Here is a 13,098-nt window from a genome sequence, read left to right on the forward strand (position 1 = left end):
AATCCTCCTTTCTATGCATTCAACTTGCCAAGTTCTCTTTCTCTCAAGATCGTCTTTATTCTCGCGATAGACTTCCTAACATCTCTCACCCTCATTGGATTATCTAATTGACCAGTGGCAAGTTGAAACCTAAGGTTAAAAAGTTCTCCCTTTAAATCGGAAAGCTTCTGCAATAATTCCTCGTCAGTCAGTTCTCTAATCTCTTTAGCCTTCATTCTCTTCACCACCCAATTCTTCACGTTTTATGAACTTCGTTTTAATAGGCAGTTTATGTTTAGCTAATCTTAAAGCTTCCCTTGCGACGTCTTCACTTACACCGGCTATCTCGAAAAGCACTCTGCCTGGCTTTACAACAGCTACCCAGTACTCAGGTGATCCTTTACCAGAACCCATACGTGTTTCTGCAGGCTTTTCTGTTACAGGTTTATCAGGAAAAATCTTTATCCAGACTTTTCCTCCTCTTTTTATATACCTTGTCATTGCTACTCTGGCAGCCTCTATCTGTACAGCTGTTATCCAACCACCTTCTAGTGCTTGTAAGCCATAATCTCCATAACTTACTGTATTTCCTCTAGTAGCATTTCCTTTGATTCTGCCTCTTTGTTGTTTCCTATATTTAACTCTTTTAGGCATTAACATGATTATTTGCCTCCTTCCGCTGTTACCTGTTTCTTCGGCTGTGGCAATATCTCTCCTTTGTTAATCCAAACTTTAACGCCGATCTTGCCATAAGTAGTATTTGCTTCTGCAAATCCATAATCTATATTTGCCCTTAATGTTTGAAGGGGCACGACACCTTCATGATATCTTTCAGTGCGAGCAATCTCTGCACCTGCCAATCTCCCAGAACATGCTATTTTTATACCCTTAGCACCTTGTTTCATTGCTCTTGATATTGACTGCTTCATGGCTCTTCTAAATGAGATCCTTCTTTCTAACTGTGAAGCAATATTTTCAGCTACTAATTGGGCATCAAGTTCTGGATTCTTTACTTCAACAATATTTATGATGACCTTCTTATTAGTCATTTTTTCAATTTCCTGCCGCAATCCTTCAATTCCTGCGCCACCTTTTCCTATTACCATTCCTGGTTTCGCAGTATATACATCAATCTTTATTCTATTTGCAGCTCTTTCTATTTCAATTTTCGGAACACCTGAAGCGTAAATCTTATTTTTGATAAAATCTCTTATCTTTATATCTTCTATCAAAAGATCACTAAAATCTTTATCCTTTGCAAACCATTTTGCATCCCAATCCTGTGATACACCAACTCTCAAGCCACGAGGATTAATCTTTTGACCCATTTTATCCCTCCTTTTTATTTTTCATTGACAACTACTGTTATATGGCTCGTTCTTCTTCTCATCAAATTTGATCTACCCATCGCCCTTGGCATCATTCTCTTCATTATTGGGCCCTGATCTGCCACAGCTTTTGCCACATACAGATTATCTCTATCAAGTCCAAAATTATTTTCAGCATTTGCAATCGCTGATTTTAATACTTTTTCTACAATACCAGCTGCTTTGTTTGGAGTAAACTTTAAAATCGCTAATGCCTCATTGACATCTTTCCCGCGTATCATGTTCATAACAAGGCCAGCTTTTTGTGGTGAAATTCTTACATATTTTGCAACTGCCTTCGCTTCCACACTATTACCTCCTTTGCCTATTGAACTTTTGAAGACTTCTCAGTATCTGTATGGCCGTGGAATGTACGTGTTGGAGCAAATTCTCCTAATTTATGACCAACCATATCCTCTGTAATGTATATAGGCACATGCTTTCTTCCATCATGTACAGCTATAGTATGACCAACCATCTGAGGAAATATAGTGGAACTCCTTGACCATGTCTTCAAAACTTTTTTCTCGTTTTTCTTGTTCATTTCTTCTATTTTTTTTAATAGCTTCTCATCAACATACGGGCCTTTTTTTAAGGATCTACTCAATATTATAGCCTCCCTTCCCAACTAAGCTTTACGACTTTTTACAATCATTTTATTAGTAGATTTGTTTTTCTTACGTGTCTTGTACCCAAGCGCTGGTTTACCCCATGGAGTCATTGGTCCTGGATGTCCTATAGGAGCCTTTCCTTCACCACCACCGTGTGGGTGATCAACTGGGTTCATAACCGAACCTCTGACTGTCGGCCTAATTCCTAGCCATCTGGACCTACCAGCTTTACCAATTGTTACATTTTCATGATCTAAATTAGACACTTGTCCAATCGTCGCTCTACAGTTTGATCTAATCCATCTTACTTCCGAAGATGGCATTCTTACTTGTACATAGTCTCCTTCTTTCGCTACCAACTGTGCCATTGAACCAGCTGCTCTCACCAATTGGCCACCTTTTCCAGCTACTAATTCAATATTGTGAATAAATGTTCCAACTGGAATGTTGTAAAGCGGAAGTGCATTGCCAACTTTTATATCAACATTTTCACCAGATTCTACTATGTCACCAACTTTTAATCCATATGGTGCAATAATATATCTTTTTTCACCGTCAAGGTAATGAATAAGTGCAATATAAGCTGACCTATTTGGATCATACTCAATTGAAGCTACTTTGCCTGGTACACCGTCTTTATCTCTCTTAAAATCTATGATCCTGTATTTTCTTTTGTGACCGCCGCCACGGTGACGGACAGTAATTCTGCCATATACATTACGTCCACCTGTTTTGTTGAGACTAACTGTCAGGGATTTTTCCGGTTTATCTTTTGTTACTTCTTCAAATGTCAAGACAGTCATTTGTCTTCTACCAGGTGAAGTAGGATTGTATTTTTTAATTCCCATTGTTTTCCCTCCTTAAATTGCTGTATTAAGCTTGCAATCCTTCAAAGAATTCAATTCCTTTGCTGTTAGGCTTTAATTTAACAATAGCCTTCTTATAACTGCTGGTTCTACCGACATTTCTCCCTACTCTTTTTAACTTGCCAATATAATTCATTGTATAGACTTTTTCTACATCAACACCAAACAATTTTTCAACAGCTTGTTTTATCTGAATCTTATTTGCATTCTTATTTACAATGAAGGTGTATTTTCTTTCACTCATTAAATTCATACTTTTTTCTGAAATAACCGGTCTTAATATTACATCTCTAGGATCCATCAAGCATACACCTCCTCAACTTTATTGACAGCATCTTTTGTTATTATGAATCTGTCATATTTTAATACATCATATGTGTTTAAGCTATTTGCATACACTGCCTTAACATTCGGTATGTTTCTTGATGATAGTACCACATTCTCTTTGCCTTCAGGAATAACAATCAATGCATTTTTAACATTAAATTTTTTCAGCATATCGACAACTTTTTTAGTTTTTGGCTCATCAATGTTTATATCATCAATTACTATTATTTCGTTATCTCTAACTTTTGAAGATAATGCTGACTTTAATGCAAGCCTTTTAACCTTCTTTGGAATATTGTAGCTGTAGTCTCTTGGTTTCGGACCAAAAACAACACCACCTTTAATCCACTGTGGTGCCCTTATACTTCCTTGGCGAGCTCTTCCTGTACCTTTTTGCCTCCACGGCTTAATACCGCCACCTCTAACTTCGCCACGTCTTTTTGTTGAATGAGTACCTTGCCTTTGATTTGCCAAATAATTTAAGACAGCTTCATGCATAACAGGTACATTCACTTCAACACCAAAAACATTATCACTCAATTCCATTTCACCAATTTGTTCACCATTTATATTATAAACTGTTACTTTCGGCATCGATTTTCCTCCTTTCATTACTTGCTTTTAACAGTATCCCTTATCATAAGAAGTGAGCCTCTGATTCCTGGCACCGAACCTTTTATAAGCAGCAAATTCTTCTCAGGATCTACTTTTACTACTTCTAAATTCTGTACCGTTACTCTCTTATTTCCCATATGACCTGGTAATCTCTTGCCTTTAAATGTCCTTGAAGGATCTGAGCTTGCACCCATAGAACCTGGTCTTCTGTGGTATTTAGAACCATGGGACATAGGTCCTCTGTTTGCATTGTATCTTTTTACAACGCCTGCAAATCCTTTACCTTTTGATGTACCAGTTACATCTACTCTATCACCGGCTGAAAATATATCAACCTTTATTTCACTGCCAACCTCATATGATGATATATCATCCAATCTGAATTCTCTCAGATACTTTTTAAACGGCACATTAGCTTTTGTAAAATGGCCTTTTAACGGTTTTATAAGTCTTTTTTCCTTTACATCGCCAAAGCCAACTTGTATAGCATCGTATCCATCATTTTCTTTAGTCTTCTTTTGAACAACTACACATGGACCTGCTTCTACAACTGTGACTGGTATCATTTCATTTCCTACGAATATCTGAGTCATTCCGTGTTTTTTGCCAAGTATTGCTTTTTTCATCTTCTACCCTCCTGAAATCATCGGACGCTTCTGCGTCATAATTTCTTATTATTTGTTATAATTTTATCTCTATATCAACACCAGCAGGTAAATCTAATCTCATTAATGCATCTACAGTCTTTGGTGTTGGACTTAATATGTCAATAAGCCTTTTATGTGTTCTCGTCTCAAACTGTTCTCTTGAATCTTTATATTTGTGTGGCGCTCTCAATATTGTAATTACATCTCTCTCTGTCGGAAGTGGTATCGGTCCCGATACTTCTGCGCCTGTTCTTTTTGCTGTTTCAACTATTTTCTCAGCAGATTGATCTAAAACCATATGGTCAAAAGCTTTTAATCTTATACGAATTTTCTGTTTGGGCATAAATTTTCCCTCCTTCTATATGAACAATCATTAATTCCAGATACACTCATCCGTGTGTTTTCAGTTCTATTGAGAATCTCGTTCAACTTTATTAGTTTAACTTAAATACCGCATTATTTCAAGTCTTGACAAAACAATAGTTATGTGCTAATAGCTTAAGCTATTAGCACATTTTTATTAAGCAAGAATCTTGGAAACAACACCGGCTCCTACTGTGTGTCCGCCTTCCCTTATAGCAAATTTTAATCCTTCTTCCATTGCTATCGGTGTTATTAATTCTATTGTCATCGTTACATGGTCTCCAGGCATTACCATCTCTACGCCCTCTGGTAATTCTATTACTCCTGTTACGTCTGTCGTCCTGAAGTAGAACTGTGGCCTGTATCCATTGAAGAATGGTGTATGTCTTCCACCTTCTTCTTTTGTTAACACGTATACTTGTCCTTCAAATTTCGTGTGCGGTTTTACTGAACCTGGTTTCGCTAATACTTGTCCTCTTTCTACTTCTTCTCTCGTTACTCCTCTTAACAGTACTCCTATGTTATCTCCTGCTTCTGCTTCGTCTAATGTCTTCCTGAACATCTCTAATCCTGTTACTACTGTCTTCTTGCTTTCATCTGATAAGCCTATTATCTCTACTTCGTCTCCTACTTTTAATTTGCCTCTCTCTACTCTTCCTGTTGCTACTGTTCCTCTTCCTGTTATCGTAAATACATCTTCTACTGGCATCAGGAACGGCTTATCTACATCTCTTTCTGGTGTCGGTATATAACTGTCTACTACATCCATTAATTCCCATATCTTCCCGCACCACTGACAGTCTCTTTGTCCGCATCCACATTCCATCGCTTTTAATGCTGATCCTACTACTATCGGTGTGTCGTCTCCTGGGAATTCATATTCGTTTAACAGTTCTCTTACTTCCATCTCTACTAGCTCTATTAATTCTTGGTCGTCTACCATGTCTGCTTTGTTTAGAAATACTACAATGTATGGTACTCCTACCTGCCTTGCTAAGAGTATGTGCTCTCTTGTCTGCGGCATTGGACCGTCTGCTGCTGATACTACTAGTATCGCTCCGTCCATCTGCGCTGCTCCTGTTATCATGTTCTTTACATAGTCTGCGTGTCCTGGACAGTCTACATGCGCATAGTGCCTTTTATCTGTCTCGTATTCTACGTGCATTGTGTTTATTGTGATTCCTCTTGCTTTCTCTTCTGGTGCTTTGTCTATTTCGTCATATGCTGTCGCTTGTGCCATTCCTTGTTTTGATAATACTATTGTTATCGCTGATGTTAACGTCGTTTTGCCATGGTCTACGTGCCCTATTGTTCCTATGTTTGCATGGGGTTTCTTTCTTTCAAATTTTTGCTTCGCCATTTCTTTTTCCTCCTTACATTAATTTATTTTTTACTTTTTCGCTAATATTTGATCAGCAATATTTTTAGGCACCTCTTCATAGTGACTAAACTGCATAGTATATGTGCCTCTTCCTTGTGTTTTTGAACGAAGGTCTGTAGCATAACCAAACATTTCTGCTAGCGGAACCATGCCTCTTATGACTTTTGCTCCAGCTCTGTCCATCATGCCTTCAATTCTACCACGTCTTGAATTTATGTCACCCATTACATCGCCCATATATTCCTCTGGCACAACAACTTCAACTTCCATTATAGGCTCTAAAAGTACAGCTCCGCCTTTTTTCATACCTTCTTTGAAAGCCATTGAACCTGCAATCTTAAATGCCATATCTGATGAGTCAACTTCGTGGTAAGAACCATCCACTAAAGAAACTTTTACGTCCACGACTTCATAACCGCCAAGGATGCCATTCTCCATCGCTTCCTGTACACCGGCATCAACTGCAGGTATATATTCCTTTGGTATAACACCGCCAACGATTTTATTCTCAAATTGATATCCTTGACCTCTCTCCAAAGGTTCCATTTCAAGCCATACATGTCCATATTGACCGCGGCCACCTGACTGTCTTATAAACTTGCCTTCGATGCGTACAGGCTTTGTTATCGTCTCTTTATAAGCAACTTGCGGTTTGCCAACATTACATTCTACATTGAATTCTCTTTTCATTCTATCAACAATGATTTCCAAATGCAGTTCGCCCATGCCGGCTATAATCGTCTGCCCTGTCTCTTGATCTGTATATGTTTTAAATGTCGGATCCTCTTCTGCAAGTTTCTGAAGTGCTACAGCCATTTTATCCTGTGCAGCTTTAGTTTTTGGCTCTATTGCAACTCTTATAACAGGTTCAGGGAATTCCATTGACTCTAAAAGAATAGGTTGATTTTCATCACACAGTGTATCACCTGTTGTCGTATCTTTCAATCCAACTGCTGCTGCTATATCACCTGTATAAACTTTGTCTATCTCTTTTCTATGATTAGCGTGCATCTGAAGGATTCTTCCTATTCTTTCTTTCTTTCCTTTTGTAGAATTCAATACGTATGAGCCTGATTCCAAAGTTCCTGAATATACCCTAAAAAACGCAAGCTTTCCAACGTAAGGATCAGCCATTATCTTAAAAGCAAGTGCTGAGAATGGTTCATTGTCATCTGCTTTTCTCTCTATCTCCTCATCACTATTAAGCTTCATTCCTTTTACAGCAGGAATATCGATAGGAGATGGTAAATACCTTACAACAGCGTCTAACATCGGCTGTACACCTTTGTTTTTATATGAAGAACCGCAAGTAACACACACAAGTTCATTATTAATGGTTCCCTTTCTCAATGCTGCATGTATCTCTTCTTCAGTTATCTCTTCGCCTTCTAAGTATTTCTCCATCAATACTTCATCTTGCTCTGAAACAGCTTCTAAAAGTTTTTCTCTATACTCCTGAGCTAAATCCCTCATATCTTCTGGAATTTCAACTTCTTCTGATACAGTTCCTAAGTCATCTTCATATATAATCGCATCCATCTTTATTAGGTCTATAATCCCTACAAACGTATCTTCTTTTCCAATAGGAAGCTGTATCGCAACAGGATTTGCGTTTAACCTTTCTTTCATCATCTTAATAACATTAAAAAAGTCCGCTCCCATTATGTCCATCTTGTTGACATATGCTAGCCTTGGTACTCTGTACTTATCTGCCTGTCTCCAAACAGTCTCTGATTGTGGTTCAACACCACCTTTTGCGCAAAATACTGCAACTGCTCCATCTAACACTCTTAAAGAGCGCTCTACCTCAACTGTAAAGTCCACGTGTCCCGGCGTATCTATAATATTAATCTTGTGATCTTTCCAATAGCATGTTGTAGCAGCAGAAGTTATTGTAATACCTCTCTCCTGCTCCTGCTCCATCCAGTCCATTGTTGCATTACCTTCATGTACTTCACCTATCTTATGGACTTTTCCTGTATAAAACAGTATTCTTTCGGTAGTTGTAGTTTTGCCAGCATCTATATGCGCCATTATTCCAATATTCCTAACTTTATCTAAGCTAAAATCTCTAGGCATTTATATCCTCCTTTCCTGCCCATATAATACACACTACCATAATCCTTATTACCATCTGTAATGTGCAAATGCTTTATTTGCTTCAGCCATTTTATGTGTATCTTCTCTCTTCTTAACACTAGCACCTGTATTATTTGCAGCATCCATAATTTCCGCCGCTAATTTTTCCATCATTGTCCTTCCACTTCTCTTTCTTGCAAAATCTATGATCCACCTTATTCCAAGTGTCTGTCTTCTCTCAGGCCTTACCTCGACAGGTACTTGGTAAGTAGCACCACCAACACGCCTTGGCTTTACTTCTAGCACAGGCATAACATTATTTAATGCTTCTTCAAAAACTTCCAGTGGATCTCTACCAGTTTTTTCTCTTATTATGTCAAATGCACCGTAGCATATCTTTTGAGCTATACCTCTTTTACCACTGTACATTATCTTATTTATTAGCTTTGTAACTTTCTTGCTATTATAAACTGGATCTGGTAGAACATCACGTTTTGCTACATAGCCCTTTCTAGGCATTCACTATCCCTCCTATCATTTAGGTTTTTTCGCACCATATTGTGAGCGAGCTTGTTTTCTATTAGCAACACCAGCTGCATCAAGCGTTCCTCTTATAATCTTATATCTAACACCAGGTAAATCTTTTACTCTTCCACCTCTGATAAGAACAACAGAGTGCTCCTGCAAATTATGTCCTATACCCGGGATATATGCAGTGACTTCAGTATTATTTACAAGTCTTACTCTGGCTATCTTCCTTAATGCTGAGTTAGGCTTCTTTGGCGTTGTTGTCTTAACAACTGTGCAAACACCCCTCTTTTGAGGATTACCTTTTAACGCTGGGGATGTAGATTTATATTTAACCTTTTTTCTTCCTTCTCTTACTAACTGATTAATTGTCGGCATCCTTACACCTCCTTCCAATATTTAGAAGATTTATCCCCTATGCAGGGGATAAATCTAATTATTTTTCACTTCAACTCAGCAGCAGTCGCTGCTCCTACATCAATGCCACACATGTCTCCTAGTTCTTTCATTGTGTCTATATAAACTATATCGATAGATTTTGAATTACAAGCATCAATGATTTTTTTCGTAACGTGTTCTTCAGCATCCCGAGCAACATATACCTTAGCAGCTTTATCATTTGTTACAGCCTTAAATGTCTGCTTCGCCCCTATTACCATTCTAGAAGAACCACTTTTACTTGAACCCATTAAGTTCTTCTCCTCCCTACTTGGAAGTAGTTTTTAACACACTTAAATATTTTATCATTAAGGTGAAACTCTGTCAATAATAGATATTATTTTACATTAACTTCTGCATTATCACTTTCAGCATTACTTTCAACGTTGTCTGATTCACCTGCAGTCTTAACAACTATGTTTCTATACCGTGAAAGTCCAGTACCCGCAGGAATCAATTTACCAATGATGACATTTTCCTTAAGGCCTATCAAAGGATCAACCTTTCCTTTTATCGCTGCATCAGTTAAAACTCTTGTAGTCTCTTGGAAAGATGCAGCAGATAAGAATGAATCTGTTGCCAGTGCAGCTTTTGTAATACCTAAAAGTGCCCTGCTCCCAGAAGCCGGCCTCAATCCCTTTTCTTGAACCTTCCTGTTTTCTTCTTCAAACGCAAACATATCAACAAGCTCACCAGGCATCATTGATGTATCTCCAGAATCCTCTACTTTAACTTTCCTCATCATCTGTCTGATTATAACTTCAATATGCTTGTCATTTATTTCAACACCTTGTAGTCTGTACACTTTTTGAACTTCTTGTAACAAATACGTCTGAACCGCAAACAATCCTTTTATCTTCAAAATATCATGCGGATTTACAGACCCTTCTGTAAGCTCATCACCTGCTTCAATGTACTGTCCATCTTGAACTTTAAGCCTTGAACCGTATGGTATAAGGTATGTCTTTGAAATATTATTTTCATTATCTGTTATTACGACTTCCCTTTTCTTTTTCGTCTCATTTATTTTCACAACACCTGGTATTTCAGAAATCACAGCTAATCCTTTTGGCTTTCTCGCTTCAAATAGCTCTTCTACCCTAGGCAAACCTTGCGTAATATCGGCACCAGCAACACCACCTGTGTGGAATGTTCTCATTGTAAGCTGTGTACCAGGTTCTCCTATTGCTTGTGCTGCGATTATGCCGACAGCTTCGCCGATTTCAACTTGTGATCCAGTAGCCAAGTTCCTTCCATAGCACATCCTGCAAACGCCATGTTTCGATTTACATGTGAGAAGTGATCTTATTTTAACTCTCTTAATTCCTAGCTCTTCAATCTTTTCAGCATCTTGCTCTGATATCATTGTATTTTTCCTTACTATTACTTCGCCAGTATTAGGATCTTTTATATCTTCTAACGATACCCTTCCACTTAATCTGTCAGCAAGCTTTTCTATTACTTCATTGCCTTCTTTAATCTCGCTTACATAAATTCCTTCATCTGTTCCGCAATCATCTTCTCTTATAATCACATCTTGGCTTACATCTACAAGTCTACGGGTCAAGTAACCTGAGTCAGCAGTTCTCAAAGCCGTATCTGCCAAGCCCTTTCTAGCACCGTGTGTAGAAATGAAGAATTCCAAAACATTAAGTCCTTCTCTGAAATTGGATCTTATAGGAAGCTCAATTATCCTACCTGCAGGATTAGCCATCAATCCTCTCATACCAGCTAGCTGCTTTATTTGGTTTTTGCTACCCCTAGCTCCTGAATGGGCCATCATAAATATCGGATTGAATCTATCAAGATTTGCCATAAGGGCATCACTTACTTTTTCTGTCGTCATGTTCCAAGTTCTAATTACGCTTTCATATCTCTCTTCCTCAGAAATAAGACCACGCCTAAACTGGGCATCTATCTTCTTCACTGCTTCATCTGCTTCATTTAAGAGAGTCTTTTTCTCTTCGGGTATAACCATATCAGAGACGCTAACAGTCAATGCAGCCTTTGTAGAATATTTATAACCTAATGCTTTGATTTTATCTAGTGTCTCGGCTGTTTTTGTTGGCCCATGTACCCTGTACACTCTATCTAATATCTTTCCTAATTTTGATTTGTCAACAAGTGTTGATATTTCAAGATCAAACATGGTATCAGGATTTGTCCTGTCTACAAATCCTAAGTCTTGAGGGATGGCTGAATTAAATATAAGCTTTCCTATGGTAGTCTCTATAATTTTGGACTTAACCTCACCATTTACCTCTCTTTTCATCCTTACTTTTATCTTGGCATGGATATTTATTTGTCCTAATTGATATGCCATCAATGCTTCTTCATAATCTTTAAATATTCTGCCTTCACCTAAGACGCCGTCTTCATCACCTGTTAAATAGTAACATCCAAGAACCATATCCTGTGTAGGTGTCATAACAGGTTTTCCGTCCTGAGGCTTTAATATGTTGTTAGCAGCCAGCATCAAGAATCTTGCCTCTGCCTGTGCCTCAACAGTCAACGGGACGTGGACAGCCATCTGGTCTCCGTCGAAGTCGGCGTTATAAGCCGTACATACCAATGGATGCAACTTTATGGCTCTGCCTTCCACTAATACAGGCTCAAATGCCTGAATACCCAAACGATGCAGTGTAGGTGCTCTGTTTAGAAGTACAGGGTGTTCCTTTATGACATCTTCTAAAACATCCCACACTTCTGGGCGGACTTTCTCAACCATTCTCTTTGCGCTTTTTATATGCTGTGCAATTCCTTCATCAACAAGCCTTTTCATGACAAATGGTTTAAAAAGCTCAAGAGCCATTTCTTTAGGAAGACCACATTGATAAAGCTTAAGTTCTGGCCCTACCACAATAACAGAACGTCCAGAATAGTCAACCCTCTTACCTAAGAGGTTTTGCCTAAATCTTCCTTGTTTTCCCTTTAGCATGTCTGACAATGACTTAAGTGGTCTATTGCCAGGACCTGTGACTGGTCTTCCTCTTCTGCCATTGTCTATCAATGCATCTACAGCTTCCTGAAGCATCCTTTTTTCATTTCTAACTATAATATCTGGAGCGCCTAGGTCAAGAAGCCTTTTTAACCTGTTATTTCTATTTATAACCCTTCTATAAAGATCATTTAAATCTGATGTTGCAAATCGTCCACCATCTAGCTGAACCATTGGTCTTAAATCAGGTGGTATAACAGGTATGACGTCTAATATCATCCACTCAGGTTTATTCCCAGAATCCAAAAATGCCTGCACAACTTCTAATCTTCTTATAGCTCTAACTCGCTTTTGACCAGTTGACTCTCTTATTTCTGCTTTTAATTCTTTGGATAACTTCTCAAGGTCTATTTCCTGCAAAAGCTCTTTTATAGACTCGGCACCCATGCCGGCTTTAAACTTATTTCCATATTTATCAAGGTATTCACGGTATTCCTTCTCACTTAACAACTGTTTCTTAGATAGATTTGTTTCACCAGGATCAATTACAACGTATGAGGCAAAGTACAAAACTTTTTCAAGTGCTCTTGGTGACATGTCAAGTATTAATCCCATACGGCTAGGTATTCCTTTGAAATACCAAATATGGGAAACAGGGGCAGCAAGTTCAATATGCCCCATCCTTTCACGCCTAACTTTTGATCTCGTTACTTCGACACCACATCTATCGCATATAACACCTTTGTACCTTACCCTCTTGTATTTGCCGCAGTGGCATTCCCAATCTTTAGTAGGTCCAAATATTTTTTCGCAAAATAGTCCTTCCCTCTCTGGTTTTAATGTCCTGTAGTTTATAGTTTCAGGTTTTTTTACTTCACCTCTTGACCATTCCCTTATCTTTTCAGGTGAAGCCAGTCCTATTTTCATTGAATCAAAATTCTTAAGCTCAAACAAGGAGT

At 38.3% G+C, this 13,098-nt stretch carries 16 protein-coding genes; all 16 read right to left on the reverse strand.

What is annotated here, in order from left to right; translation table 11 throughout:
* Nucleotides 1-11: 11 nt before the first annotated feature.
* The 16 genes from rpmC to rpoC all read right to left on the reverse strand — a co-directional run bounded on the left by rpmC (nt 12) and on the right by rpoC (nt 13,093).
* A complete protein-coding gene (gene rpmC, locus Q2T46_RS06580; protein WP_013296985.1) occupies nt 12-215 on the reverse strand; it encodes a 50S ribosomal protein L29 in 204 nt (67 codons plus the stop codon).
* Nucleotides 205-639 (reverse strand): 50S ribosomal protein L16, encoded by a 435-nt coding sequence (gene rplP, locus Q2T46_RS06585; protein ID WP_192403307.1) that lies wholly within the window; start codon nt 637-639, stop codon nt 205-207. The genes rpmC and rplP overlap by 11 nt, the downstream gene beginning before the upstream one ends.
* A gap of 2 nt (nt 640-641) precedes the next feature.
* A complete protein-coding gene (gene rpsC, locus Q2T46_RS06590) occupies nt 642-1,307 on the reverse strand; it encodes a 30S ribosomal protein S3 (protein ID WP_303263720.1) in 666 nt (221 codons plus the stop codon).
* 14 nt (nt 1,308-1,321) lie between these two features.
* Nucleotides 1,322-1,654, reverse strand: a complete 333-nt coding sequence (rplV, locus tag Q2T46_RS06595) for a 50S ribosomal protein L22 (protein WP_013296982.1) — start codon at nt 1,652-1,654, stop codon at nt 1,322-1,324.
* A gap of 17 nt (nt 1,655-1,671) precedes the next feature.
* The gene (rpsS, locus tag Q2T46_RS06600) at nt 1,672-1,953 is read right to left on the reverse strand and encodes a 30S ribosomal protein S19 (RefSeq protein WP_209453803.1); all 282 of its coding nucleotides are present in this window, start codon (nt 1,951-1,953) and stop codon (nt 1,672-1,674) included.
* A gap of 21 nt (nt 1,954-1,974) precedes the next feature.
* Nucleotides 1,975-2,805, reverse strand: coding sequence for a 50S ribosomal protein L2 (gene rplB / locus Q2T46_RS06605; protein ID WP_192403301.1), 831 nt, complete (start codon nt 2,803-2,805; stop codon nt 1,975-1,977).
* 25 nt (nt 2,806-2,830) lie between these two features.
* Nucleotides 2,831-3,124, reverse strand: a complete 294-nt coding sequence (gene rplW / locus Q2T46_RS06610) for a 50S ribosomal protein L23 (protein ID WP_303265797.1) — start codon at nt 3,122-3,124, stop codon at nt 2,831-2,833.
* Entirely contained in the window at nt 3,124-3,744 is a 621-nt protein-coding gene (gene rplD / locus Q2T46_RS06615) for a 50S ribosomal protein L4 (RefSeq protein ID WP_209453802.1), read from the reverse strand. Before rplD ends, rplW begins: the two co-directional genes overlap by 1 nt.
* Nucleotides 3,745-3,761: 17 nt before the next feature.
* Nucleotides 3,762-4,391, reverse strand: a complete 630-nt coding sequence (gene rplC / locus Q2T46_RS06620; RefSeq protein WP_192403297.1) for a 50S ribosomal protein L3 — start codon at nt 4,389-4,391, stop codon at nt 3,762-3,764.
* Nucleotides 4,392-4,446: 55 nt separating this feature from the next.
* A complete protein-coding gene (gene rpsJ / locus Q2T46_RS06625) occupies nt 4,447-4,755 on the reverse strand; it encodes a 30S ribosomal protein S10 (RefSeq protein ID WP_013296976.1) in 309 nt (102 codons plus the stop codon).
* A 177-nt stretch (nt 4,756-4,932) separates the two neighbouring features.
* On the reverse strand, nt 4,933-6,135 hold the full coding sequence (tuf, locus tag Q2T46_RS06630; RefSeq protein ID WP_303263718.1) for an elongation factor Tu: 1,203 nt from the start codon (nt 6,133-6,135) through the stop codon (nt 4,933-4,935).
* Nucleotides 6,136-6,165: 30 nt separating this feature from the next.
* On the reverse strand, nt 6,166-8,235 hold the full coding sequence (gene fusA / locus Q2T46_RS06635) for an elongation factor G (protein WP_303263717.1): 2,070 nt from the start codon (nt 8,233-8,235) through the stop codon (nt 6,166-6,168).
* 48 nt (nt 8,236-8,283) lie between these two features.
* Entirely contained in the window at nt 8,284-8,754 is a 471-nt protein-coding gene (rpsG, locus tag Q2T46_RS06640; RefSeq protein WP_303263716.1) for a 30S ribosomal protein S7, read from the reverse strand.
* 15 nt (nt 8,755-8,769) lie between these two features.
* The gene (gene rpsL, locus Q2T46_RS06645) at nt 8,770-9,141 is read right to left on the reverse strand and encodes a 30S ribosomal protein S12 (protein WP_013296972.1); all 372 of its coding nucleotides are present in this window, start codon (nt 9,139-9,141) and stop codon (nt 8,770-8,772) included.
* Between the two features lie 65 nt (nt 9,142-9,206).
* Nucleotides 9,207-9,452: a ribosomal L7Ae/L30e/S12e/Gadd45 family protein gene (locus Q2T46_RS06650; RefSeq protein WP_303263715.1), complete on the reverse strand. Its 246-nt coding sequence runs from the start codon at nt 9,450-9,452 to the stop codon at nt 9,207-9,209.
* Between the two features lie 86 nt (nt 9,453-9,538).
* Nucleotides 9,539-13,093, reverse strand: coding sequence for a DNA-directed RNA polymerase subunit beta' (gene rpoC, locus Q2T46_RS06655; protein ID WP_303263714.1), 3,555 nt, complete (start codon nt 13,091-13,093; stop codon nt 9,539-9,541).
* Between the last annotated feature and the right edge of the window lie 5 nt (nt 13,094-13,098).

This window comes from Thermoanaerobacterium sp. CMT5567-10 (genome assembly GCF_030534315.2).
Taxonomy (GTDB): domain Bacteria; phylum Bacillota; class Thermoanaerobacteria; order Thermoanaerobacterales; family Thermoanaerobacteraceae; genus Thermoanaerobacterium.

Coding starts and splice junctions, on each gene's coding strand:
- rplP (WP_192403307.1), bottom strand. CDS start 639: ATGTTAATGCCTAAAAGAGTTAAATATAGGAAACAACAAAGAGGCAGA.
- fusA (WP_303263717.1), bottom strand. CDS start 8,235: ATGCCTAGAGATTTTAGCTTAGATAAAGTTAGGAATATTGGAATAATG.
- rplD (WP_209453802.1), bottom strand. CDS start 3,744: ATGCCGAAAGTAACAGTTTATAATATAAATGGTGAACAAATTGGTGAA.
- rplC (WP_192403297.1), bottom strand. CDS start 4,391: ATGAAAAAAGCAATACTTGGCAAAAAACACGGAATGACTCAGATATTC.
- rpsG (WP_303263716.1), bottom strand. CDS start 8,754: ATGCCTAGAAAGGGCTATGTAGCAAAACGTGATGTTCTACCAGATCCA.
- rplW (WP_303265797.1), bottom strand. CDS start 3,124: ATGGATCCTAGAGATGTAATATTAAGACCGGTTATTTCAGAAAAAAGT.
- rpsC (WP_303263720.1), bottom strand. CDS start 1,307: ATGGGTCAAAAGATTAATCCTCGTGGCTTGAGAGTTGGTGTATCACAG.
- tuf (WP_303263718.1), bottom strand. CDS start 6,135: ATGGCGAAGCAAAAATTTGAAAGAAAGAAACCCCATGCAAACATAGGA.
- Q2T46_RS06650 (WP_303263715.1), bottom strand. CDS start 9,452: ATGGGTTCAAGTAAAAGTGGTTCTTCTAGAATGGTAATAGGGGCGAAG.
- rpsL (WP_013296972.1), bottom strand. CDS start 9,141: ATGCCGACAATTAATCAGTTAGTAAGAGAAGGAAGAAAAAAGGTTAAA.
- rpmC (WP_013296985.1), bottom strand. CDS start 215: ATGAAGGCTAAAGAGATTAGAGAACTGACTGACGAGGAATTATTGCAG.
- rplB (WP_192403301.1), bottom strand. CDS start 2,805: ATGGGAATTAAAAAATACAATCCTACTTCACCTGGTAGAAGACAAATG.
- rpsJ (WP_013296976.1), bottom strand. CDS start 4,755: ATGCCCAAACAGAAAATTCGTATAAGATTAAAAGCTTTTGACCATATG.